Source organism: Cupriavidus malaysiensis, assembly GCF_001854325.1.
Classification (GTDB): Bacteria; Pseudomonadota; Gammaproteobacteria; order Burkholderiales; family Burkholderiaceae; genus Cupriavidus; species Cupriavidus malaysiensis.
Genome location: NZ_CP017754.1, coordinates 3,713,103 through 3,736,660 on the forward strand (window position 1 = coordinate 3,713,103; position 23,558 = coordinate 3,736,660).

The following is a 23,558-nucleotide window of genomic DNA, read 5'->3' on the forward strand; positions in this document are numbered from 1 at the left end:
ACAGCATGACGGGGCCAAGCGATGCTATACGAGGCATACCAAACCTATGCGGACCTGACCCATCCGGCCTGCGCGCTGGCGGGACTGGCCGCCGCGACGCTGGCGAGCGGCGCCCGCGGCACCAACTGCGACGCGGCCAGGGCCATGCGCGCCGCCTGCGAAGTGGTGGCGCTGGCCCGGCTGACGCACCAGCGCCCGCCCTTCGGCATCGAAGGCGTGGTGGTGGACGGCATGCCGGTGCAGGTCAGCGAGGAGGTGACCATGCGCACCCCCTTCTGCTCGCTGCTGCACCTGCGCCGCCACGGCATCAGCGGCCAGCCGCGCGTGCTGCTGGTGGCCCCCATGTCCGGCCACTTCGCCACGCTGCTGCGCGGCACCGCGCAGACCATGCTGCGCGACCACGACGTCTACATCACCGATTGGCACAACCCGCGCGATATCCCGCTGCTGTACGGCCGCTTCGGCTTCGACCAGTTCGTGCAGCACGTGGCGGCCTGCCTGCGCGAGCTCGGCCCCGGCACCCACGTCGTAGCGGTGTGCCAGCCCACCGTGGCGGTGCTGGCGGCAGCCGCGCTGATGGCCGAGGACGACGACCCGGCGCAGCCGGCCAGCCTGACGCTGATGGCCGGCCCAATCGATGCGCGCGTCAACCCGACCAAGGTCAACGCGCTCGCCACCAGCCGCCCCATCGAATGGTTCGAAACCACGCTGATCGGCACCGTGCCGCTGCGCTATCCCGGCGCGCTGCGCCGGGTCTACCCGGGTTTCGTCCAGCTGCTGGCCTTCATGACCATGAACCTGGAGCGCCACGAGCAGGCGCTGCGCAACCTGTACGCGCTGCGCGCGCGCGGCGAGCACGCGCAGGCCGACGCCATCCAGTTCTTCTACGAGGAGTACTTCGCCACCATGGACCTGGCGGCGGACTTCTACCTGGAAACCGTCGACCAGGTCTTCCAGCGCTTCCTGCTGGCCCAGGGCGAACTCGACGTAGCCGGGCGGCGCGTGCAGACCGGCGCCATCCGCCGCATCCCGCTGCTCACCATCGAGGGCGAGCGCGACGACATCTGCGCGATCGGCCAGACCATGGCGGCGCAGGACCTGTGCAACAGCCTGCCACCCTATATGCGCATGCACCACGTGCAGACCGGCGTCGGCCACTACGGCGTGTTCAACGGCAAGCGCTGGGAGGGCCAGGTCTATCCGCTGCTGCGTAACCATATCTACACCTGCACGGGCGCCTGAGCGCGGCCCGCCACGGACACCGCCAAACGACGCCAGTGGCGCGCCCGGAGCCGGATCGCAGCGGGAGCGCGCATGCACCAGAATGGAACACCGCCGCCCCGACGATCACCATCCTGGTGCCGTCGCGCGAGGCGGGCGCTATCATGGGGCCCCGCCGGCAACGTGGACGGCCCCGCCCGGCGACCAGCAATCGACACCCGTGCAGACGCGCCCCATCCCTGATATGACGACCGCCCCCGCCTTGCCGACCACCATCCGCTTCCAGGGCCAGGACCTGCTGCGCCTCGGGGACGACACCAGCTACCTGCTGCTGGCCCCTGTGCACGGCGGACGGCTGGTACGCTGGGTCCACCGTGGCGAGGACATCCTCTACTGGCCGGATGGCGCAGACTGGTCGGCCGCGGGCAAGGTCCGCGGCGGCAACCCGCTGTTGTTCCCCTTTATCGGCCGGCACTTCGCCGACGGCGCGGCCGGGCGCTGGCGCGACGCCGCCGGCACGGTCCACGCCTTGCCGCAGCACGGCTTCGCGCGCGACCTGCCCTTCCAGGTCGACACCGGCGAGTCCGGCACCGATGCCCGCGCCGTCACCATATCGCTGCAGGCCTCGGACACGACCCGCACCGGCTACCCTTACGACTTCCGCTTCAGCGCCGGCTACCGCCTGCTGCCCGACGGCCTGGAAGCCACGCTCGCCATCCGCAACACCGGCACGGCGCCGCTGCCGCACTACGCCGGCCATCACTTCTACTTCTCCCTGCCGGTCCAGGCACGCGCCGGCAGCACGCTGGCCATGCCGCCCGCGCAATGCCGGCGCCAGCAGCCCGACGGCAGCCTCGCGCCGGCCCGGCCGGGCGCGGCCAGCTACCGCCTGGACGATCCCGCCCTGCACGACACCTTCCACGTGCTGGCACCCACCGACGGCACCGCCCGCACCGTCGAGCTCGCCGTGCCGCCGCATGCCGGCGCCCCGCGCGGCCGCCGCCTCGCCATCGAGCTGGACGCCGGCGGCAGCGCCCCGTGGCATGCCGTGACCACCTGGAGCGAGCACGGGCAGACCGACTACTACTGCATCGAACCCTGGCTGGGCCTGCCCAACGCGATCGGCCACGGCGCCGGCCTGCGCTGGCTGGCGCCGGGGGAAGCCGACCATGCCGTGTGCCGCCTCATCGTGCGGGATTGAGGCCCGGGGCTGAGCGCGGCTCACATGCGCCGGGAGAAGCACACCGCACACCGCCTTGCGCACGGGCGTGGATCCCGCGTAGAATGGCGTGCTCTGCGGGCGTCGTATAATGGCTATTACCTTAGCTTCCCAAGCTAAAGACGTGGGTTCGATTCCCATCGCCCGCTCCACCGCATACTGAACCAGGCCGCCAGAGGCAGCCGGTCCCGGCCCACCGCGCCGCACGGCGCGCCGTGCGCACCCGCCGGACCGGGGATCCGCCCGGCGGCTTTCTTGTTGCCATGCTTCCCGAATCCACCCCCACCGACCCGACGCCGGACCCGGGCGCCGCGCCTGAAGCCGATCTCGCGCCCGAGGCCGCCGACATCGAGGGTGTGGCCCACCCGCGCCGCATCCGCTCTTTCGTGCGCCGCGCCGGCCGCACCTCGACCGGCCAGCAGCGCGCCATCGACGAACAGGGCCCGCGCTTCCTGCTGCCCTACACCGCAGAACCGCTGGACTGGCAGGCCGCCTTCGGCCGCGAAGCGCCCGCCATCCTGGAAATCGGCTTCGGCATGGGCGAGACCACCGCGCATATCGCCGCGCTGCGCCCGCAGGACAACTTCCTCGGCTGCGAGGTCCACGAACCCGGCGTGGGCGCCCTGCTCAAGCTGCTCGGCGAGCGCGACATCGGCAACGTGCGCATCCTGCAGCACGATGCGGTCGAAGTGATCGCGCACATGCTGGACGAGGCGAGCCTCGACGGCGTGCACATCTTCTTCCCCGATCCCTGGCACAAGAAGCGCCACAACAAGCGGCGCCTGGTGCAGCCGCCGCTGGTCAAGCTGCTGGCCTCGCGCCTGAAGCCCGGCGGCTACATCCACTGCGCCACCGACTGGGAAGAATATGCGCACCAGATGGTGGAAGTGCTGGCGGGCGAGCCCTTGCTGCGCAATACCTCGGATGCGCCCGGCGGCTTCGCGCCGCGCCCGGACTACCGCCCGGTCACCAAGTTCGAGCGCCGCGGCCTGCGCCTCGGCCATGGCGTCTGGGACGTCGTGTTCCGCCGGCAGGACTGAGTACGGCTGCGCACATGCGTGGCGCCATCGGCGGCCACGCCCGCGTCAGCGGCAAGCCGAACGCAAAGAGGCCTTCCCTTGGGAAGGCCTCTTTGCTTTGGCGGAGTGCCCGGACGGGCGGCAGGCCCCGGTCGCCGGCCTCAGTCGCGCGTTTCCAGTGCCCGGTTGATACGCAGCGCCACCAGCGTGCAGGCGGTGCCGGACAGCAGGTAAGCGCTGACGGCCACCAGTCCGAACGTGGACGACAGGCCGAGCGCGACCAGCGGCGCGAAGGCGGCACCGAACAGCCAGGCGAAATCGGAACTCAAGGCCGCACCGGTGTAGCGGAAGCGCCGCTCGAAATTGGCGGTCACGGTGCCTGCGGCCTGCCCATAGGACAGGCCGAGCAGGGCGAAGCCGACCAGGATGAAGATGTCCTGGCGCACCGCGCTGCCGCCCATCAGGTAGGGCGCGAACAGCGCGAACACGCCGATCAGCGCCGCCATCAGGCCGAGTGTGGTGCGCCGCCCGATGCGGTCGGCAAGGCGGCCCGAGGCCAGCGTGCACACGATCGCGATGAAGCCGCCGACGATCTGCACCGCCAGCACGTTGGCCACGTCCTGGGTGGCGCCGATCACCACCCACGACAGCGGAAACACCGTCACCAGGTGGAACAGGGCATAGCTGGCCAGTGCGGCGAAGGCACCGATAAAGAGGTTGTAACCTTGGCTGCGCAACATTTCCGCGGTGCTGATCGGTTCCAGCTCCCCTTCTTCCAGCAACTGGGTGTACTCTTCCGTGACCACCAGCCGCAGGCGGGCGAACAAGGCCACCACGTTGATGGCGAAGGCGACGTAGAAGGGGTAGCGCCAGCCCCAGTCGAGGAAGTCGCCGCCGTCCAGGCTGGTGTAGAGGAACAGGAACAGCGCACTGGCCACGATGAAGCCGATCGGCGCGCCGAGCTGGCCGATCATGGCATACCAGCCGCGCCGCTGCGACGGCGCGTTGAGCGCAAGCAGCGACGGCAGCCCGTCCCACGAGCCGCCGAAGCCGATCCCCTGCAGCACGCGGAAGAAGGACAGCAGCACGATGGACGAGAAGCCCAGGCTGTTGTAGCCGGGCAGGAAGGCGATCCCCGCGGTGGCCGTGCCCAGCACGAACAGCGCGGCCGTCAGCTTGATGCCGCGTCCCCAGCGGCGCTGGATCTTCATGAACAGGGCCGTGCCGAACGGCCTGGCGATGAAGGCGAAGGAGAAGATCGTGAAGGCGTACAGCATGCCCTCGAGCCGCTCCATGGTCGGGAAGAAGACCGACGGGAAGACCAGTACCGAGGCGAGCCCGTAGACGAAGAAATCGAAGTACTCGGAAGCGCGGCCGATGACCACTCCGGTAGCGATCTCCCCCGGGGCCACCTGCGCTCGATGCGCGGGATCGGGCGCGGCGGGTGAAGCAGAAGACGATGGGTGCTTGTGAGTGATGCTGGTCATCATCAGGCCCTCGCTCAGATCGGATGCGGTATCCGGTTACGGTTTCTCGCCGCACCCATAAGAATGGCATCTGCCGCACGACTTTGCCATAGGGAATATGTCCAGTACTCGCTACTCCCGCCCAGGCGTAAATTCGGCGCTCTCCACCACGGCTAAGGTGTCGCCTATGACGACGAGGCCTGTACCCAAAGTCCGGCGCGGCTGGCTGCTGCTGCCCGCCCTGACCCTGTTGGCAGGATGCAACGCCGTCCTGCTCTCGCCTGCCGGCGATCTCGCCACCCGGCAGCGCGACATCATCATCATCTCCACCTGCCTGATGCTGCTGATCATCATCCCGGTGATCGCGCTGACGCTGCTGTTCGCGTGGCGGTACCGGGCCTCGAACACGCAGGCGGCCTACGAACCCGACTGGGACCACTCGACGCTGCTGGAGCTGCTGATCTGGGCCGCGCCGCTGCTGATCATCATCGCGCTGGGCGCGCTGACCTGGGTCAGCACCCACAAGCTCGATCCCTACCGCCCGCTGGCGCGCATCGACGAGGCGCGCGAAGTGCCGGTCGGCACCGAGCCGCTGACCGTGGAAGTGGTCGCGATGGACTGGAAATGGCTGTTCCTGTATCCGGACCAGGGCATCGCCACGGTCAACGAGCTGGTCGCGCCGGTCGACCAGCCGATCCGCTTCCGCATCACTTCCACCTCGGTGATGAACTCCTTCTTCATCCCCTCGCTGGCCGGCCAGATCTACGCGATGCCCGGCATGGAAACCAAGCTGCATGCGGTGATCAACCAGCCGGGCGTCTACGAAGGCTTCTCGGCCAACTACAGCGGCGCGGGATTCTCCAGCATGCGCTTCCAGTTCCGCGGCATGAGCTCCGGCGAGTTCGAGCAATGGGTGAAGCAGGTCAGGGCGGACGGCGGCGCGCTCAGCCGCGATGCCTACCTGCGGCTCGAGCGGCCGAGCGAGCACGAGCCGGTACGGCGCTATGCCAGCGTGGACAAGGGCCTCTACGACGCCATCCTGAACCGGTGCGTGGCGCCCGGCCAGGCCTGCATGCGCGACGTGATGGCCGCCGATGCGCGCCGCCGCTACGAGACGGCGATGGCCCTCTACGGGCGTGCGCCGCAGGACCTGGCGCAGCGCAGGCCGGCCTACCTCGACGCGATCTGCACCGCTGCCGACACGGCCCGCCTCGCCGGCGACCCCACTCCTTCCGCCGTCACCGGCAGCCTGCAGCGATAGCGATCGCGCGGGCATTCCGATGAAGCGTCCCTGGTTCCGTTGACCTGCTGCAGCCGACGACTATGCAAGAGCGCCTCGATCTCACCCAGCTGATATTCGGTCGCCTGACATGGGAGGCGATCCCCTTCCACGAGCCCATCCTGCTGGCGACCTTCGCCGCGGTCGCCATCGGCGGCGTGGCGGTCGTCGGAGGGATCACGTACTTCCGCCTGTGGGGCTACCTGTGGCGGGAATGGTTCACCAGCATCGACCACAAGAAGATCGGGATCATGTACGTGATCCTCGGCATCGTGATGCTGCTGCGCGGCTTCGCCGATGCCGTGATGATGCGGCTGCAGCAGGCGGTCGCCTTCGGCGACAACCTGGGCTACCTGCCGCCGCACCACTACGACCAGATCTTCACCGCGCACGGCGTGATCATGATCTTCTTCGTGGCCATGCCGCTGGTCACCGGGTTCATGAACTTCGTGGTGCCGCTGCAGATCGGCGCGCGCGACGTGGCCTTCCCCTTCCTCAACAACTTCAGCTTCTGGATGACCACCGGCGGCGCGGTGCTGGTGATGGCCTCGCTGTTCGTCGGCGAGTTCGCCCGCACCGGCTGGCTGGCCTATCCGCCGCTGTCCGGCATCCTGCAGAGTCCGGACGTCGGGGTCGACTACTACATCTGGGCCTTGCAGGTGGCAGGCATCGGCACCTTGCTGTCAGGCATCAACCTGCTGGTCACCATCGTCAAGATGCGCGCCCCGGGCATGACCCTGATGAAGATGCCGGTTTTCACCTGGACCGCGCTGTGCACCAACGTGCTGATCATCGCCGCCTTCCCCGTGCTGACCGCGGTGCTGGCGATGCTGGCGCTGGACCGCTACGTCGGCACCAACTTCTTCACCAGCGACCTTGGCGGCAGCGCCATGATGTACGTGAACCTGATCTGGATCTGGGGCCACCCCGAGGTCTACATCCTGGTGCTGCCGGTGTTCGGCATCTTCTCCGAGGTGGTGTCCACCTTCACCGGCAAGCGGCTGTTCGGCTACGCCTCGATGGTGTATGCGACGGTGGTGATCACGGTGCTGTCCTACCTGGTCTGGCTGCACCACTTCTTCACCATGGGCTCGGGCGCCAGCGTCAATTCCTTCTTCGGCATCACGACGATGATCATCTCGATCCCGACCGGGGCGAAGATGTTCAACTGGCTCTTCACCATGTACAAGGGCCGCATCCGCTACGAGGTGCCGATGCTGTGGACGATCGGCTTCATGGTGACCTTCGTCATCGGCGGCATGACGGGCGTGCTGCTGGCGGTGCCACCGGCCGACTTCCTGCTGCACAACAGCTTGTTCCTGATCGCCCACTTCCACAACGTGATCATCGGCGGCGTGCTGTTCGGGCTGATGGCCGGCATCAGCTTCTGGTTTCCCAAGGCCTTCGGCTACCGTCTCGATCCCTTCTGGGGCAAGTGCTCGTTCTGGTTCTGGCTGATCGGCTTCTACTTCGCCTTCATGCCACTGTACGTGCTGGGCCTGAAAGGGGTGACGCGCCGCCTGAGCCATTTCATCGATCCTTCGCTGCAGATCTGGTTCCAGCTCGCCGCCTTCGGCGCCCTGCTGATCGCACTGGGCATCGCCTGCTTCCTGATCCAGCTGGTGGTCAGCTTCCGCCGGCGCGAGGCGCTGCGCGACACCACCGGCGACCCCTGGAACGCCCGCACGCTGGAATGGTCGACCTCCTCGCCCCCACCGCAGTACAACTTCGCCTTCACCCCGATCGTCCATGACAGCGACGCCTGGTGGCAGATGAAGGAGCAGGGCTTCGTGCGGCCGCAGCAGGACTTCATTCCCATCCACATGCCGAAGAACACCGGCGCCGGCATCATCCTGGCGGGCCTGAGCACGCTGTGCGGCTTCGCGCTGATCTGGCACATGTGGCTGGTGGCAGCCCTCTCCTTTGCCGCCACGCTGGTGGTGGCGATCGGCCACACCTTCAACTACAAGCGCGACTACTACATCCCGGCCGACGAGGTCACCCACACGGAGGCGGCGCGCACGCGCCTGCTCGCCAACCATGTCTGAGACGACCGCCCTCGATCCCCGCTTCCCGTCCGCCGGCACGGCGCCGGCGGACAGCGCGCGCGCCTCGGCCCCGCTGCGCTTCTACGCCACCAGCGAGGTCCACCCGCCCAACGGCACCTTGCTGGGCTTCTGGATCTACCTGATGAGCGACTGCCTGATCTTCGCCTGCCTGTTCGCCGCCTACGGCGTGCTGGGCCGGCACTACGCGGGCGGGCCGACCGGGGCCGAAGTGTTCGAGCTGCCGCTGGTGGCGCTGAATACCTCCTTCCTGCTGCTGTCGTCGATCACCTACGGCTTCGCCATGCTGGCGACGCAGCGCAACCAGGTCGGCAGCACCCAGCTGTGGCTGGCCATCACCGGCCTGTTCGGCGCGGCCTTCCTCGGCGTGGAGCTGTACGAGTTCGCCAACCTGATCCACGAAGGCAACGGCCCGCAGCGCAGCGCCTTCCTGACGTCCTTCTTCGCCCTGGTCGGCACCCACGGGCTGCACGTGACCTGCGGCATCATCTGGCTGCTGACCCTGATGACACAGGTCGGCAAGCACGGGCTGATCCGCGAGAACAAGCGGCGCCTGATGTGCCTGTCCATGTTCTGGCACTTCCTGGACGTGGTCTGGATCGGGGTATTTACCTTCGTCTACCTGATGGGAGTGTTACCATGAGCGCGCACGACAATACGCTTGCCGATGCCGGAGGCGCCCACGGCCATGACGACCATCACGGTCACCATGACCACGAGGACGACGGCTTCCACATCAGCTTCGGGGGCTACGCGACCGGTTTCCTGCTGTCGGTGGTACTGACCGCGCTCCCCTTCTGGCTGGTGATGGGCAAGGTATTCGACAAATCCAGTACCACTGCGTTGTTCCTCCTCGCCTTTGCCGCCGTGCAGATCGTCGTGCACATGATCTATTTCCTGCACATGAACGCCAAGGTCGAGGGCGGCTGGTCGATGCTGGCGCTGATCTTCACCATCGTACTGGTGGTGATCGCGCTCAGCGGCTCGCTCTGGGTCATGTTCCACCTCGACCAGAACATGATGCCGACGACAACGCGCGACTTGAAGAACCTGCCTTGACCAGCAATTCCCGCGACACCGACGGCCGGCTCGACCGGCCTGCCCAACCCCGCCGTCCCGCCACCCTCGTCCTGCTCGCCCTGATCGGCCTGCTCGCCTTCAGCACGCTCTGCGCGCTGGGCACCTGGCAGGTCCACCGGCGCGCCTGGAAACTCGACCTGATCGCACACGTCGACCAGCGCGTGCACGCGCCGCCGGTCGACGCGCCCGCCCCCGCGCAATGGCCGGCAGTCAGCGCCGCCAGCGACGAGTACCGCCATGTGCGGGTCAGCGGCACCTTCCTCAACGACCGCGAAACGCTGGTGCAGGCCAGCACCGATCTCGGCACCGGCTTCTGGGTGATCACGCCGCTGCGCCAGGCCGACGGCAGCATCGTGCTGGTCAACCGCGGCTTCGTGCCGCCCGAGCAGCGCGAGCCGGCCAGCCGCAACACCCCCGCGCCGTCGACGGCGGTCACGGTGACCGGCCTGCTGCGCATCAGCGAGCCAGGTAGCCGCTTCCTGCGCACGAACGATCCGGCGCGCGGCATCTGGTACGCGCGCGACGTCGCGGAAATCGCCGCGGCGCGCGGCCTCGACGCCAGCCGCGTCGCCCCCTACTTCATCGATGCCGAGGCCGCGCCGGCGGCGCCGGGCGCGGCCCCCGCCTATCCGGCCGGCGGCCTGACGGTGATCGCCTTCCCCAACAACCACCTGGTCTATGCCCTGACCTGGTACGGCCTGGCGCTGATGCTGGCCGGCGGCGCCTGGCTGGTGGTGCGCGAGGAACGGCGGCTGCGGCGTGGCAGCCGGGACGGTGGCGCATCGGGCAAAGGCCACCCGACCCGTACCTGACTGCCCGCGCAGCACCTCGCGGCGAAAAAAAACCTCCCCAGCCGGGGAGGTTCTCGTTTCTGCTCTGCGACAGGGTGCCCGGCTTACGCGCTCCAGGCCACCAGCCCGCTGTAGGCCGTGCCGAGCACGATCAGGCCGAAGGCAATGCGATACCAGGCAAAGGGCTTGAAATCGTGCGTGGCGACGAAGCGCAGCAGCCAGCGCACGCACAGGAAGGCCGAAATGAAGGCGAACACGAAGCCGATGCCGAAGATGCCGAAGTCGTCGGCCGACAGCAGCGCGCGCGCCTTGTAGAGTTCGTAGACGGTGGCGCCGAAGATCACCGGGATGGCCAGGAAGAAGGAGAATTCGGTGGCCACCTGGCGCGACAGGCCGAACAGCATGCCGCCGATGATGGTCGCGCCGGAGCGCGAGGTGCCGGGAATCAGCGCGAAGCACTGGGCGAAGCCGATCTTGACTGCGTCGCGCCAGTTCAGGTCGTCGACCGATTCGATGCGCGGCGCGCCGGCCTTGGCCGCCTCCAGCAGGGCGTTGCCGCGCGGATGCGAGACCTGGCCGCGGCGCGCGTCGCGCCGTTCCGCCCACAGGATCACCAGGCCGCCGATGATGAAGGCGGTCGCCACCGTGATCGGGCTGAACAGATGGGCCTTGATCCATTTGCCGAACACCAGGGCCAGCACGATGGCCGGCAGCGTGGCGACGATGACATTGACGGCGAAGCGCTGGGCATTGCGGTCGGACGACAGGCCGGCCACCACCTTGCCGATGCGCTGGCGGAACTCCCAGCAGACGGCCAGGATCGCACCGAACTGGATGACGATTTCGAAGATCTTGCCCTTTTCGTCGTTGAAATTCAGCAACTGGCCGGCCAGGATCAGGTGGCCGGTGCTGGAGATGGGCAGGAACTCGGTCAGGCCTTCGACGATGCCGAGGATCACGGCCTTCAGGGCGATTGCAATATCCATGCTGGAGCGGATTGGGTTGATGGAGAGCGCCGCACGGTCCCGCCGGGACGGTCCGGACCGGACGATGCGCCGGCCTCAGGGCCGGTTGATCTTGACGTTGATGCCGTTGGGCAAGACGGTGATTGTACCGGGCTCGACCTCGGTTCCGGCCAGCCGCAGCTGTTCCGGCTTGAACGTGTAGAGGGGATAGCCCTGCAGCAGCTGTTCGGCGAGGATCGCGCCCAGTGCATTGAGCTGCCGCGAGAACTGCCCCGGCAGGCCGGCCACGTCGAACTGCTGCACCTGCGGATCCTGCAGCACCAGCGAGCGCGTGGGCTGGTCGTAGCGCAGGCCGCTGTCCAGCGCGAAGCGGCCCTTCAGCGGCTGGTTGAAGAACAGCCGGTTATCGACCGTGGCGTCGAATTGCACGCTGACACGGTTGCGCTGCGGATCGAGCAAGAGCTGCGGGTGGGCGAGCTGGATGTCGAACAACTCCATGTAGCGCTTGTTGAAGGGGAACTTGCGCTCGAGCGCGGCCTGCAGCTGGGCCTGCGAGAAGGTGTAGTCGCTGCCGATGCCGGCGCAGCCGCCCAGCCACACGGCCAGGCCTGCGGCGGCGGCGGTGAGGGTGGCGGCCATCCAGCGGCGGCGGTTGAAGTGGATCATGTCGTTTCCCCTGGCTGTATCCCTGGCTCTTTCCCGGACCCTGTTCCCGGCAGCGTCGCCGTCCCGCCCGTCCAGGCCGGGCAAGGCCGCCCGCGTCCTCAGCACGCCGCCGCGCCGCTCGCGGGAGCGGTATCGGCTTCGAGCCGCGCCAGCCAGGCGAGCGCTTCGCCGCGCGAGGCGCCGCACATGTCGGCGGCCGGGCGCAGGCCGGCGCAGAAGGCGGGCCGCTCCGGCCGGCCGAAGATGGCGCAGCGCTGGTCGGGCAGCAGCTGCGCGCACGGCACGCCCGCCGGCTTGCCCTCCGGCATGCCCGGGATGGGCGAGCGGATGGACGGCGCGATGCAGCAGGCGCCGCATCCCGGGCGGCAGGCAAGGTCAGACTGGTGGTTCATGGCAAAGGTTCAGGACGGCGCCGGACGGCGCGCCAGCCCGCCATTTTGCCGCAGCCGGCTCGCCTTGGCCCGCCCATGGCGCCAGCCACCCCGCCGCGCATGCGGTATAGGGCACAAATCGCGCCGGCCGGCGCAAAACGTGCGTGGCCTCCCCTCGCACAATTGACCACAAATGACCACAAATGTGCGCTTGACCGAGCCTGAGCCCTCCCCTACATTACTGACCCATTGGTTATTAACGAAAACAACGCGCTCCGCCCGGCGCCGCGCGCCCCTCGTGAACTCGACTCCCAGCAAAGACAAGCCAGGCGCCCCGGCCAAGCGCTGGAGCCGGCGCAAGGCCGCCCGCCCGCAGGAACTGGTGGCGGCAGCCCTGGCACTGTTCGTCGAACGCGGCTATGCGGCCACGCGCCTGGAAGACGTCGCCGCGGCAGCCGGGGTCTCCAAGGGTACGGTCTATCTCTACTTCGCCAACAAGGAGGAGTTGTTCAAGACGGTGGTGCGCGAAAGCCTGGTGCCCGCGCTGGCCAAGGGCGTGGACCTGGTGGAGGGCTACCAGGGCTCCACCCCTGAGCTGCTGCGCGAGCTGCTGCGCGGGTGGTGGGGCCTGATCGGGGCCACGCCGGTGGCCGGGCTGACCAAGCTGATCCTGGCCGAGGCGGGCAATTTCCCTGACATCGCCGCCTTCTACCATCGTGAGGTCACGGTGCCCGGTGACGAATTATTCGCCCGCGTGCTGGCGCGCGGCGTGGCACGCGGGGAACTGCGGGCGCTGCCGCCTAACCCGGCCACCTCGCTGATCTGCGCGCCGCTGGTGTTCCTGATGCTGTGGCAGCACGGCCTGGGCGCCGGCTCCGCGATCGAGATCGATCCGGAAGCCTACCTGGACAACCTGCTCGAAGTACTGCTGTTCGGCCTGACCACGGGCGCCGCGCGCGACACGCCGCTGCCGCCCCAGTCCGGCCCCTATTTCTGGGAGCAGTTCCGGCCTGCTGCCGGCCCCGCCCCGCTGCCGGACGGCCGGCAAGGAGACGAGACGTGAGACGTGGCAAGGTAGTCGCCCTGGCAGTCCTCGCGCTGGCGCTGGCACTGGGCGCCGGCGCAGCGGTGCGCAAGAGCCGGGGCGCCAAGGCGCCGGCACCCGCGGCGCCGGCGACCGTGGAATTCCTGCAGACCGACCTGATCGACGCCGCCCGGCGCGACCTGCAGGTGGCCCTGCCGCTGTCGGGCAGCCTGCGCGCGCTGAACCAGTCGTCGGTCAAGGCCAAGGTGGCTGGCGAGGTCCTGCAGGTACTGGTGCGCGAGGGCGAAGCCGTGCGTGCCGGGCAGGTCATCGCCCGCATCGATCCCACCGAGTTCGAGGCCAAGGCCGCGCAGGCGCGCGGCCAGATGCTGGCCGCGCGCGGGCAGTACGAGAATGCCCGCCAGACCTACGAGCGCAACCGCACCCTGGTCGACAAGGGTTTCATCTCGCAGACTGCCTTCGATAACTTCCAGTCCAGCCTCGACGTGGCGCGCGCCAACCTTGATGCGGCCCAGGCCGGGCTGGCGCTGACACAGAAATCGCTGGCCGACACCATGGTCAGGTCTCCGCTCGACGGCACCGTCTCCGCGCGCGCGGTGCAGCCTGGCGAGAAGGTCTCGCCCGACACCCGGCTGATCGACGTGGTCGACCTGCGCGTGCTGGAGCTGGAGGCCCCGATCCCGATGGCCGACGTGGCACGCGCCGCCATCGGCCAGCGCGTGCTGCTCGAGATCGAGGGACACGGCCGCCACGAAGGACGGCTGGCGCGCATCAACCCGGCCGTGACCACCGGCACCCGCAGCGTGATGGTCTATGTGCGCGTGGACAATGCCGGAACCGCGCTGCGCTCGGGCATGTTCGCGCGCGGCGCGCTGGTGCTGGGCAACCGCACCGATGTGCTGGCGGTGCCGGCCGGCGCGGTGCGCAGCGAGGGCCAGCGCGCCTTCGTCTACGTGATCGAGAACGGCCTGCTGGCCGAGCGCGCGGTGCAGACCGGCGTGCGCGACGAAGACGGCGGCCTGGTCGAGATCACCGGCGGCCTCAACCCGGGCGAGCGCATCGTGCGCAACAACCTGGGCACGCTGCGGGCCGGCAGCCGCGTCAAGCTGGTACAGGACTGAGGACGCCGCCGCCATGTGGTTCACGCGCCTGTCGATTCGCAATCCGGTCCTGGCCACCATGATGATGATGGCCTTCATCGTGGTCGGCCTGTTCTCCTATCAGCGCCTGCCGGTGGACCAGTTCCCCGACATCACCTTCCCCATCGTGGTGGTGCAGACCGAATACCCCGGCGCCGCGCCGGAATCGGTCGAGTCGGACGTGACCCGCAAGGTCGAAGAGATCGTCAACACCATTTCCGGCATCGACGAGATTTTCTCGCACTCCTACCAGGGCACCTCGGTGGTGGTGATCAAGTTCGACCTGAGCGTCGACGTGGGCCAGGCCGCGCAGGACGTGCGCGACAAGATCGCCCTGATCCGGCCCCAGCTGCGCGACGAGGTCAAGGAGCCGCGCGTGCTGCGCTACGACCCGTCGGACGCGCCCATCTTCTACCTGTCGGTCTCCAACGCGCCCGGCGCCACGCGCAGCCAGCGCGAGCTGACCACCATCGCCGACCAGATCGTGCGCAAGCGGCTGGAAACCGTGCGCGGCGTCGGTGCCATCAATCTCGTCGGCGGCACCAAGCGCGAGGTGGAGATCCGCATCCGCCCGGCCCAGCTCGAAGCGCTGGGCATCGGCGTGGACCAGGTGATGAACGCCATCCGCAACGAGAACCAGGAACTGCCGGCCGGCGAACTGCGTTCCTCGTCCACGGAATCGGTGGTGCAGATCAAGGGCCGGGTGCTTTCGCCGGAAGCCTTCCGCCACATCATCGTCGCGCGCCGCGCCGGCCACCCGGTCACGCTGGGGCAGGTGGCCGAGGTGCGCGACGGCGAGGAGGAACGTGAAAGCCTGGCCCTGCTGGATGGCAAGCGTGCCCTCTTCCTCTCGGTGGTCAAGGCCCAGGGGCAGAACACCGTCGACACGGTCGACGGCCTGGTGCGCATGACCGAGGAGACACGCAAGCTGGTGCCGGCCGACGTGCGCCTGACCGTCGTCAACGATACCGCGCGCGGCATCCGCAGCAGCGTCAAGGAGGTCCGCTCCACGCTGCTGGAAGGCGCGCTGCTGACGGTGGCCATCGTCTTTCTCTTCCTCGGCTCCTGGCGCAGCACGGTGATCACCGGCCTGACACTGCCGATCGCGCTGGTCGGCACCTTCGGCGTGATGTACATGTGCGGCTTCACGCTGAACGTGATCACGCTGATGGCGCTGTCGCTGTGCGTGGGCCTGCTGATCGACGACGCCATCGTGGTGCGCGAGAACATCGTGCGCCACAACCTGATGGGCAAGGACCACCACGCCGCGGCGCTCGACGGCACCAACGAGATCGGCCTGGCGGTGCTCGCCACCACGCTCTCCATCGTCGCGGTGTTCCTGCCGGTGGGCTTCATGGGCGGCATCATCGGCCGCTTCTTCCACCAGTTCGGCATCACCGTGGTGGCGGCGGTGCTGATCTCGATGTTCGTGTCCTTCACGCTGGACCCGATGCTGTCCTCGGTCTGGCACGACCCCGACCTGCACGGCACCGCGGACAAGCGCAGCTGGTACGGACGCACGGTGGGACGGTTGCTCGACTGGTTCTCCGCGCGCATGGACCGGCTCGGCGACGGTTACGCCGGCATGCTCGCCTGGTCGCTGCGCCACCGCCTGGCCACCGCCATCATCGCCGTGGTCGCCTTCTTCGGCAGCTTCGCGCTGGTGCCGCTGATCGGCACCGAGTTCGTGCCGGCGGCCGACCTGGGCGAAACCCAGATCGGCTTCACCACCCCGGTCGGCACCGCACTGGAGGTGACCGAGGCCAAGGTGCGCCAGGTCGAGGCGGCGCTGCGCGAGTTCCCCGAGGTGGACTACACCTATGCCACCATCAACTCGGGCAACGCCTCCGGGCGCAACAACGCCCTGGTGTCAGTGCGGCTGACCGATCGGCGCGCCCGCACGCGCACCACCGTCCAGCTCAATCCGCTGATCCGCGAGCGCCTGGCGAGCATCGCCGGCATCACGCTGACCCTGGTCGGCATGCCGGACGGCGCCGGCGGCCAGAAGGCGATCCAGATCTCGATCCAGGGCGACGACCTCGAAGAGCTGCGGCGGCTGTCGCAGGAGGCCAGCCGCCGGCTGGCGGCCATCCCGGGCCTGGTCGACCTCGACTCCAGCATGAAGGACGACCGTCCCACCATCGAGGTGCGCGTGCGCCGCGAACTGGCCTCGGACCTGGGCATCGGCGTGGCGCAGGTCGGCAACGCCCTGCGCCCGCTGCTGGCCGGCGACGCCATCAGCTCCTGGCGCGGGCCGGACGACCAGAACTACGACGTGCGCGTGCGCCTGCCCAAGGACGCGCGCACCGGGCTGGCCGACCTGAACGCATTGATGATCGCCAGCAGCCAGACCAATGCCGACGGCTCGCCCCGGATGGTGCCGCTGCGCCAGGTGGCCGAACTGGTGCCGACCACCGGCGCCAACCAGATCAGCCGGCGCGACCTGAACCGCGAAGTGGAACTGACCGCCAACACGGCCGGGCGCTCGGCCGGCGAGGTGGCGCGCGACGTCAAGCGCACGCTGGATGCCATGGGCTGGCCGGCCGGCTACAAGTACCGCTTCGGCGGCTCGACCAAGTCGATGAATGAATCGTTCGGCTACGCCGTGTCGGCGCTGGCGCTGGCCATCATCTTCATCTACATGATCCTGGCCTCGCAGTTCGCCAGCTTCTTCCAGCCGCTGGCCATCATGAGCTCGCTGCCGCTGACGCTGGTCGGGGTGTTCACCGCGCTGCTGCTGTTCCGCTCGACGCTGAACATGTTCTCCATCATCGGCTTCATCATGCTGATGGGACTGGTGACCAAGAACGCCATCCTGCTGGTGGACTTCGCCAACCAGGCGCGCCAGGGCGCCGACGGCCAGCCCGGCCTGACGCGCGAGGCGGCCCTGGTGGAAGCGGCGCGGGTGCGCCTGCGGCCGATCCTGATGACGACGCTGGCGATGATCTTCGGCATGGTGCCGCTGGCCTTCAGCCTGGGCGAGGGCGCCGAGCAGCGCGCCCCGATGGGGCAGACCGTGATCGGCGGCATCATCACCTCGTCGATCCTGACCCTGGTCGTGGTGCCGGTGATCTACACCTACCTGGACGACTTCGGCGCGTGGCTGGCAAGGCGCTGGCGTGGCGAGCCGCGCCAGCGGGCGGCAGCAGCCGCACGCCCGGGCGAAGTGGCGGCGGAATGAACCGTGTCACACATGCGGAGTTAGAATAAGAGGTTTGACAAAATTCAGGGTCCGGATACGCCACCCCGGCGCGGCCGGACCACAAGGTGGAACCGCCCGGAACCGTGTGCGGTCGGCAATCGAAGGAATGGCAAGATGGATATCGAGAAAGCCCGATTCAATATGATCGAACAGCAGATCCGCCCGTGGGATGTGCTGGACCAGGAAATCCTGGACCTGTTGGCCGTGGTCAAGCGCGAGCAGTTCGTGCCGCCCGAGCACGCGGCCCTGGCCTTCGTCGATATGGAAATCCCGCTGCCGGGCGGCCAGCGCATGCTGCCCCCGCGCGTCGAGGCCCGCATCCTGCAGGACCTGTCCGTGCGCAAGCACGAGAACGTGCTCGAGATCGGCACCGGCTCGGGCTACATGGCGGCCCTGCTGGCCCAGCGCGCTCGCCATGTGCTGTCGGTGGAGATCCGCCCCGAACTGGTGACCATGGCGCGCCTCAACCTGGCCCGTGCCGGCGTCGGCAACGTCGAGGTGGTCGAGGGCAATGCGGCGGCCGGCTGGGACGCCGCCGCCCCCTATGACGTCATCTGCATCTCGGGCTCGCTGCCGGTGCTGCCCAAGAGCATCCTGGCCCAGCTCAAGGTGGGCGGCCGCATCGCCGCCTTCGTCGGCACGCTGCCGGTGATGGAGGCCCGCCTGGTCACGCGCGTGTCCGAGACCGAATACCAGGTCACCAACCTGTTCGAGACCGCCGTGCAGCCGCTGGATGGCGCCGAGCAGCCCTCGCGCTTCCAGTTCTGAGACAGGCGCGGCCATGCAGTTCATCAAGGCAAGCGAGCTGGCCCAGTGGCTGGCCGACGGCAGCCGGCCGCGGCCGGTGCTGCTGGATGTGCGCGAAGGCTGGGAGGTGCAGACCTGCGCCCTGCCCGGCATCACCCACATCCCGATGGGGCAGATCCCGGCGCGCGCCGCGGAGCTGGACGAAGACGCGGACATCGTCTGCATCTGCCACCACGGCATGCGCAGCATGCAGGTGGCCAGCTTCCTCGAGCGCCAGGGCTTCGCCAAGGTCTACAACCTGACCGGCGGTGTCGATGCCTGGGCCCACGAGGTGGACCCGGCCATGCCGAAGTACTGAGTCAGGTCCGGGCCGATCCCCCGCCTCCGCCGGCGTGCGCGCCGGCGGCCGGCCGCCGCGTGGCGGCAAATCTGGAGATGTCATGACATTCGCGCTACCCGCCGTGCCTGGCAGTCCCCAGGCATGCCTGGCCCTGCTGCTGCCCCTGCTGGCACTGCTGCAGCCGGCCACCGCCACCGCCGCGGACCTGCTGCAGGTCTACCGCGACGCCCAGGCCAACGACGCGCAGTTCGCCAGCGCGCGGGCCCAGCTCGAGGCGACGCGCGAGAAGCTGCCGCAGGCGCGCTCCGGGCTGCTGCCGCAGATCGCCGGCACGGCGGGCGCCACGCGCACCAACATCGACCAGAGCCAGCCGATCGCGGCCAACCGCTTCTTCAACGCCAATACCTGGGCGCTGCAGCTGACCCAGCCGCTGTTCCGCTGGGACCGCTGGGAATCCTACAAGCAGGGCGAACTGGCGGTGCTGGCCGGCGAGGTCACCTTCAACCAGGCCCGGCTTGACCTGATCCTGCGCACCTCACAAGCCTACTTCGACGTGCTGGCCGCGCAGGACAACCTCTATCTGGCGGGCGCGCAGAAGAAGGCCATCTCCGAACAGCTGGCCCAGGCCAAGCGCAACTTCGAGGTCGGCACGGCCACCATCACCGACGCCAACGACGCCCAGGCCCGCTATGACCTGGCCGTCTCCAGCGAGATCGCCGCGCAGAACGACCTGGAGATCAAGCGCGCCACACTGCAGCAGATCACCGCCAAGCCGGTCGACGCGCTGCTCGGGCTGCGCGGGGGCGCTGCCATCCCCGGCCCGCAGCCGGCTGACGTGGGTGCCTGGACCGCCCAGGCCGAGGCCGACAACCTGCAGGTCGGGCTGGCGCGCTACAACCTGGAGAGCGCGCAGCGGGAGACCAACAAGGCGCGTGCGGCCCACTTGCCCACGGTCGACCTGGTAGCCGGCTACGGCTTCACCAACCAGACCGGCACGGCGACGCAGCAGGTCAATGTCGCCAGCCGCTACAACAGCTCGCAGATCGGCGTTCAGCTCAATATTCCGCTCTACTCCGGCGGCCAGATCCAGTCGCGCGTGCGCGAAACGATCGCCCTGGCGGACAAGGCGGCCAGCGACCTGGAATACGCCCGCCGCACGGCGGCACAGACCGCCCGCCAGAGCTATTCGGGCGTATCCAACGGACTGGCGCAGGTGAAGGCGCTCGAAGCCGCCGAACGCTCGGCGCAGAGCGCGGTCGAGTCCAACCAGCTCGGCTACGAGGTCGGCGTGCGCATCAACATCGACGTGCTGAACGCCGAGGCCCAGCTCTTCTCGACCCGGCGCGACCTGGCCCGCGCGCGCTACGACACGATCATGAACGGCCTGCGCCTGAAGGCCGCTGCGGCCTCCCTGCAGGAAGACGATGTGGTGCAGATCAATACACTGCTGACCTCGGCGCCGGGATCGATGTACCAGTTGCCGGCCGCCCCCAAGCTGGGCGAGGCCACGCGCCGGGCCGCGCCGCGCGGCAAGCGCGAGGCCATGGCGACGGCGACGCCGCGCACCTGAGGGTGCCGGCCGTCAAGGCCGGCGAACGGGAGGAGCCGCCGCGCGCTATTGCCCGCGCGAACTCGACTCCACGCGGATGAGCTCCCAGCGGATCGAAGAGGCATCGGCCGGCGGGTTGGCGACGCGGGTCTCGCGCACGCGCAGCCGGTAACGGGTTCCCGGCTCGAAGTCGAAGCCCTCGATGGCGCCATACCACAGCGTCCACGGCGCATCGGGCGCCTGCCTGACGCGATAGCACTGCTGCGGCGCGACCCCGGTACAGGCCACGCGCTGGGCATCGACCTCGATGGTCTTCTCGACCGCGCCCGCCGGGGCCGCCGGCTGCTCGGCGCGTCCGCCCAGTCCCGCACGCTCGACGAACTGCAGCAGGTCGCCCGCGGCCGTCTTCCAGATCACCTGGCGGCCCGCCGGGCCGGCCGAGGGTTGCACGCCGACCGTGCTGAACGGCGATTGCATCGCCTGGTACAGGGCGGACTCCAGCGCCATGCGCGACGGCTCGCAGGCCATGCGCGTGCCGGCCACGGGGCCGAAGACGATGCCGGCGGCAACCTTGCCGTAGCTGCCGCGGAAACGGTTGCAGCCGCTGTAGCCGCTGACGAGGCCCTGCGCGGCATCGATGCCGGCGCTGAACTCGAAGGTCACGGGCTCGCCGTTGTCGCCGTGCGGGATCGGCTTGAGTGTGCCGTCCGCCTGCTGCCAGCGCGTCAGTTCCCAACGGCTGGGGCCTTCAGCACGGCTCTGGTTCAGGCCGGCCTCGGCTGCCGGCGGTGCCTCGGGCACGCCCGGCGCCGTCGCCGGGGCGCAGGCGCCCAGCACACCGCTCAACAGCACCACGGCGCCGGCAGCGCTCAATCGGATGGGCAGCGTCATGATTCGGACTCCTTGAAAACGACAAGCGGATTAGAGGCAGCGGCACGGCGCCGGGTTCAATGGGGCTCCGGCACGTACGGCGCAATCGCTGGCGCCAGCGCGGCCACCGTGCGCACCGTGGCGCCCCGATGCAGGGCCGCGAAGGCACGCGCGTGCTCGCCCATGGCGGCCAGGCGCGCGCCATCGCCCAGCAGCGCGGCGGCGGCGCGCACCAGCGTCTCGGCATCGGCCACCCGCTCGCAGGCGCCGGCGGCAATCGCGTCCTCGGTGGCCTGGGCGAAATTGAAGGTATGGGGGCCGATCAGCACCGGCGTGCCGACCGCGCAGGCCTCGATCAGGTTCTGCCCGCCCAGCGGCAGCAGGCTGCCGCCGATAAAGGCCAGGTCGGAGGCGGCGAAGTACATCGCCATCTCGCCCATCGAATCGCCCAGCAGCACGTCAGCCTGCAGCGCCCCCGCCTCGCCGGCGCCCGGCCGATCGGCCGCATCGGCCGCATCGGCCGCATCGGCCACATCGGCCACATCGGCCACATCGGCCACATCGACGGTCAGAGCGCTGCGCCGCTGCAGCGACAGGCCCGCGCGCGCGACCAGGGCGGCCACTTCGTCGAAGCGCTGCGGATGGCGCGGCACCAGCAGCAGCGCCGGCCGTGGCACGCCGCCGGCAAGCGGCTCCCAACGCGCCAAGGCGTCGAGCAGCAGCGCTTCCTCGCCCTCGCGCGTGCTGGCCGCGGCCAGCACCGCGCGCGCGCCGAAGGCATGGCGCAGGCGGTGGCCGCGCTCGACCAGCTCGGGGGCTGCCTGCATGTCGAACTTCAGGTTGCCGGTCACCTGCACGCCAGCCACGCCGAGCGCGCGGAAGCGGCCGGCATCGCCTTCGGTCTGGGCCAGCACCCCGCGGAAGTCGGCATACATGGCCGCCGCCGCGCGGCCGAAGCGCGCCGTGCGGCGGAAGCTGCGCGGCGACAGCCGCGCATTGACCAGGAACAGCGGCACGCCCGCGCGGCGCGCGCCGCGCACCAGGTTGGGCCACACTTCGGTCTCCATCAGCATGCCGGCCTCCGGCTCGAAATGCCGCAGGAAGCGGCGCACCAGCCAGGGCAGGTCATAGGGGATGTAGCACTGCGCCACGCGCGGCTCGCCGCCGAACAGTTGGGCACCGGTCTGGCGGCCGGTCGGCGTCATATGGGTCAGCAGCAGGCGGTGGCCAGGGTAGCGCTCCAGCAGCGCCTGCACCAGCGGCTGCGCCGCGCGCGTCTCGCCCACCGAGACCGCGTGCACCCAGAGCCAGGGTCCCGCGCCCGGGCTGTGCGGATAGCGGCCCAGCCGCTCGCCCACGTGCTGCAGGTAGCCCGGCTCGCGCCGTGCGCGCCAGGCCAGGCGCAGCAGCGCCAGCGGCAGCACCGCCAGCCACAGCAAGGTATAGAGCAGGCGCAGCATCAGGCGGTCATCCCGCGTACATGGCGCGCGGCCTCATAGACCTCGTCCACGGTGGGCACCACGCCGTCGTCGCCGACGTTGGCGACGGCATCCGACCAGTAGCCCTCGGTCTTCCAGCGCCAGGTGGCGGTGTAGATCTCCACCGTGGGCCGGCACAGCGCCGCGGCGATGTGGACCAGGCCGGTATCCACGCCCACCACCACCTCGGCGCGGTTGATCAGGCCGAAGCCCTGCATCACCGAGAAGCGCGGCAGCACCTGCGCCTGCGGCACGCCGGCGGCGATCTCCTCGGCCACCCGGCGCTCAGCCTCATTGCCCCACGGCAGCAGCACCGCCAGCCCTTCGGCGCGCAGGCGCTGCCCCAGCGCGTGCCAGCTCGCCAGCGGCCAGCGCTTCCTGGCGCCTGCGGTCGCGTGGAAGCAGACCGCATAGCGCGCCGGCAGGCCGGCCCAGTGTGGATCGTCGACGTGCAGGCTGCGTGCCTGCGGCCCGAAGAAGCGGGGCGGCTCGGGCGGCGCCATGCCGGTCAGCGCGGCGCCGAGCAGGCGCGAGCGGCGCACCGAGTGGGTCTGGCGCGGCACGCGCACGTCGAGCGTGTAGAACAGCCTGGCCGCCGGCTCGTAGCCCGAGCCCTGGGTGGCATTGGCCAGCCCGATCACCGGCGCGCCGGGCCGGCGCCGCGCGGCGCGCGCCACCACGGCGGTCTTCAGCAGGCCCTGGCTTTCGATCACCGCGTCGTAGGCCGACTCGCGCAGGGCCGCGCGCAGCGCCGCCACCTCGCGCCAGGTACCGCCCTGGTAGAAGCGCTTGCGCCAGCGGCGCAGCGCGAAGGGAATCACGCGGCGCACTTCGGGCAGCAGGCGCACCAGGTCGACGTAGCCTTCCTCCACCACCCAGTCGATCTCGCAATCGGGCCAGCGCGCGCGCAGGTCGTGGACCAGCGGCATGTTGTGCACCACGTCGCCCAGCGACGAGACCTTGACGATCAGGATGCGCGGCCGCGCCGGCAAGGGGAAACCGCCCACGGCGTCGGCCGCGGGCACCGGCAAGTGGCCCATATCGG

The 23,558-nt window shown here is 69.4% G+C and carries 21 protein-coding genes and 1 tRNA gene; 15 read left to right on the forward strand and 7 right to left on the reverse strand.

Annotation, left to right across the window (positions count from 1 at the left end; all coding sequences use genetic code 11):
* Positions 1 to 21 precede the first annotated feature (21 nt).
* The 4 genes from BKK80_RS16805 to trmB all read left to right on the forward strand — a co-directional run bounded on the left by BKK80_RS16805 (position 22) and on the right by trmB (position 3,480).
* Positions 22 to 1,242 (forward strand): polyhydroxyalkanoate depolymerase, encoded by a 1,221-nt coding sequence (locus BKK80_RS16805; protein WP_071070267.1) that lies wholly within the window; start codon positions 22 to 24, stop codon positions 1,240 to 1,242.
* 223 nt (positions 1,243 to 1,465) lie between these two features.
* Positions 1,466 to 2,422 carry an aldose epimerase family protein gene (locus tag BKK80_RS16810; protein ID WP_071070269.1) on the forward strand — a complete coding sequence of 319 codons (957 nt, stop codon included), beginning with the start codon at positions 1,466 to 1,468 and terminating at the stop codon, positions 2,420 to 2,422.
* Positions 2,423 to 2,517: 95 nt separating this feature from the next.
* Positions 2,518 to 2,592, forward strand: a tRNA-Gly gene (locus tag BKK80_RS16815).
* Between the two features lie 111 nt (positions 2,593 to 2,703).
* Positions 2,704 to 3,480, forward strand: coding sequence for a tRNA (guanosine(46)-N7)-methyltransferase TrmB (gene trmB / locus BKK80_RS16820; protein ID WP_071014835.1), 777 nt, complete (start codon positions 2,704 to 2,706; stop codon positions 3,478 to 3,480).
* Positions 3,481 to 3,620: 140 nt separating this feature from the next.
* Here trmB and BKK80_RS16825 read toward each other — a convergent pair whose 3' ends face one another.
* Entirely contained in the window at positions 3,621 to 4,946 is a 1,326-nt protein-coding gene (locus BKK80_RS16825) for an MFS transporter (RefSeq protein ID WP_156811382.1), read from the reverse strand.
* Positions 4,947 to 5,112: 166 nt separating this feature from the next.
* Between BKK80_RS16825 and cyoA the strand changes: the two genes are divergently transcribed.
* The 5 genes from cyoA to BKK80_RS16850 all read left to right on the forward strand — a co-directional run bounded on the left by cyoA (position 5,113) and on the right by BKK80_RS16850 (position 10,162).
* Positions 5,113 to 6,186 (forward strand): ubiquinol oxidase subunit II, encoded by a 1,074-nt coding sequence (cyoA, locus tag BKK80_RS16830; protein ID WP_071070271.1) that lies wholly within the window; start codon positions 5,113 to 5,115, stop codon positions 6,184 to 6,186.
* A 62-nt stretch (positions 6,187 to 6,248) separates the two neighbouring features.
* Positions 6,249 to 8,252, forward strand: a complete 2,004-nt coding sequence (gene cyoB, locus BKK80_RS16835; RefSeq protein ID WP_071014841.1) for a cytochrome o ubiquinol oxidase subunit I — start codon at positions 6,249 to 6,251, stop codon at positions 8,250 to 8,252.
* Positions 8,245 to 8,913 carry a cytochrome o ubiquinol oxidase subunit III gene (cyoC, locus tag BKK80_RS16840; RefSeq protein WP_071014844.1) on the forward strand — a complete coding sequence of 223 codons (669 nt, stop codon included), beginning with the start codon at positions 8,245 to 8,247 and terminating at the stop codon, positions 8,911 to 8,913. The genes cyoB and cyoC overlap by 8 nt, the downstream gene beginning before the upstream one ends.
* A complete protein-coding gene (gene cyoD, locus BKK80_RS16845) occupies positions 8,910 to 9,329 on the forward strand; it encodes a cytochrome o ubiquinol oxidase subunit IV (protein ID WP_071014846.1) in 420 nt (139 codons plus the stop codon). The genes cyoC and cyoD overlap by 4 nt, the downstream gene beginning before the upstream one ends.
* Positions 9,326 to 10,162: an SURF1 family protein gene (locus tag BKK80_RS16850; protein ID WP_071014849.1), complete on the forward strand. Its 837-nt coding sequence runs from the start codon at positions 9,326 to 9,328 to the stop codon at positions 10,160 to 10,162. Before cyoD ends, BKK80_RS16850 begins: the two co-directional genes overlap by 4 nt.
* 83 nt (positions 10,163 to 10,245) lie before the next feature.
* On the opposite strand, the gene BKK80_RS16855 is transcribed toward BKK80_RS16850, so the two are convergent.
* The 3 genes from BKK80_RS16855 to BKK80_RS16865 form a co-directional block, all read right to left on the reverse strand.
* The gene (locus BKK80_RS16855; RefSeq protein WP_071014851.1) at positions 10,246 to 11,127 is read right to left on the reverse strand and encodes an undecaprenyl-diphosphate phosphatase; all 882 of its coding nucleotides are present in this window, start codon (positions 11,125 to 11,127) and stop codon (positions 10,246 to 10,248) included.
* Positions 11,128 to 11,202: 75 nt separating this feature from the next.
* Positions 11,203 to 11,772, reverse strand: coding sequence for a DUF1439 domain-containing protein (locus tag BKK80_RS16860; protein ID WP_071014854.1), 570 nt, complete (start codon positions 11,770 to 11,772; stop codon positions 11,203 to 11,205).
* A 98-nt stretch (positions 11,773 to 11,870) separates the two neighbouring features.
* A complete protein-coding gene (locus BKK80_RS16865) occupies positions 11,871 to 12,164 on the reverse strand; it encodes a YkgJ family cysteine cluster protein (RefSeq protein WP_071014857.1) in 294 nt (97 codons plus the stop codon).
* Positions 12,165 to 12,441: 277 nt separating this feature from the next.
* Here BKK80_RS16865 and BKK80_RS16870 point away from each other — a divergent pair, with 277 nt between their 5' ends.
* The 6 genes from BKK80_RS16870 (at position 12,442) to BKK80_RS16895 (ending at position 20,186) form a co-directional block, all read left to right on the forward strand.
* Positions 12,442 to 13,206, forward strand: a complete 765-nt coding sequence (locus BKK80_RS16870) for a TetR/AcrR family transcriptional regulator (protein WP_071014860.1) — start codon at positions 12,442 to 12,444, stop codon at positions 13,204 to 13,206.
* Positions 13,203 to 14,309 (forward strand): efflux RND transporter periplasmic adaptor subunit, encoded by a 1,107-nt coding sequence (locus tag BKK80_RS16875; RefSeq protein ID WP_084545601.1) that lies wholly within the window; start codon positions 13,203 to 13,205, stop codon positions 14,307 to 14,309. The genes BKK80_RS16870 and BKK80_RS16875 overlap by 4 nt, the downstream gene beginning before the upstream one ends.
* 13 nt (positions 14,310 to 14,322) lie before the next feature.
* Positions 14,323 to 17,508 carry an efflux RND transporter permease subunit gene (locus BKK80_RS16880; protein ID WP_071014862.1) on the forward strand — a complete coding sequence of 1,062 codons (3,186 nt, stop codon included), beginning with the start codon at positions 14,323 to 14,325 and terminating at the stop codon, positions 17,506 to 17,508.
* A 135-nt stretch (positions 17,509 to 17,643) separates the two neighbouring features.
* Positions 17,644 to 18,297: a protein-L-isoaspartate O-methyltransferase family protein gene (locus tag BKK80_RS16885; RefSeq protein WP_071014865.1), complete on the forward strand. Its 654-nt coding sequence runs from the start codon at positions 17,644 to 17,646 to the stop codon at positions 18,295 to 18,297.
* A 13-nt stretch (positions 18,298 to 18,310) separates the two neighbouring features.
* The gene (locus BKK80_RS16890; RefSeq protein ID WP_071014868.1) at positions 18,311 to 18,634 is read left to right on the forward strand and encodes a rhodanese-like domain-containing protein; all 324 of its coding nucleotides are present in this window, start codon (positions 18,311 to 18,313) and stop codon (positions 18,632 to 18,634) included.
* An 82-nt stretch (positions 18,635 to 18,716) separates the two neighbouring features.
* The gene (locus BKK80_RS16895) at positions 18,717 to 20,186 is read left to right on the forward strand and encodes a TolC family outer membrane protein (protein WP_071070273.1); all 1,470 of its coding nucleotides are present in this window, start codon (positions 18,717 to 18,719) and stop codon (positions 20,184 to 20,186) included.
* 45 nt (positions 20,187 to 20,231) lie between these two features.
* Here the strand turns inward: BKK80_RS16895 and BKK80_RS16900 are convergent, their stop codons facing one another.
* The 3 genes from BKK80_RS16900 to waaC are packed head-to-tail and all read right to left on the reverse strand — an operon-like array spanning position 20,232 to position 23,553.
* Positions 20,232 to 21,056, reverse strand: a complete 825-nt coding sequence (locus tag BKK80_RS16900) for an META and DUF4377 domain-containing protein (protein ID WP_071014870.1) — start codon at positions 21,054 to 21,056, stop codon at positions 20,232 to 20,234.
* Between the two features lie 56 nt (positions 21,057 to 21,112).
* The gene (waaA, locus tag BKK80_RS16905) at positions 21,113 to 22,495 is read right to left on the reverse strand and encodes a lipid IV(A) 3-deoxy-D-manno-octulosonic acid transferase (protein ID WP_071070275.1); all 1,383 of its coding nucleotides are present in this window, start codon (positions 22,493 to 22,495) and stop codon (positions 21,113 to 21,115) included.
* Positions 22,495 to 23,553, reverse strand: a complete 1,059-nt coding sequence (waaC, locus tag BKK80_RS16910; RefSeq protein WP_231908059.1) for a lipopolysaccharide heptosyltransferase I — start codon at positions 23,551 to 23,553, stop codon at positions 22,495 to 22,497. The genes waaA and waaC overlap by 1 nt, the downstream gene beginning before the upstream one ends.
* Positions 23,554 to 23,558 lie beyond the last annotated feature (5 nt).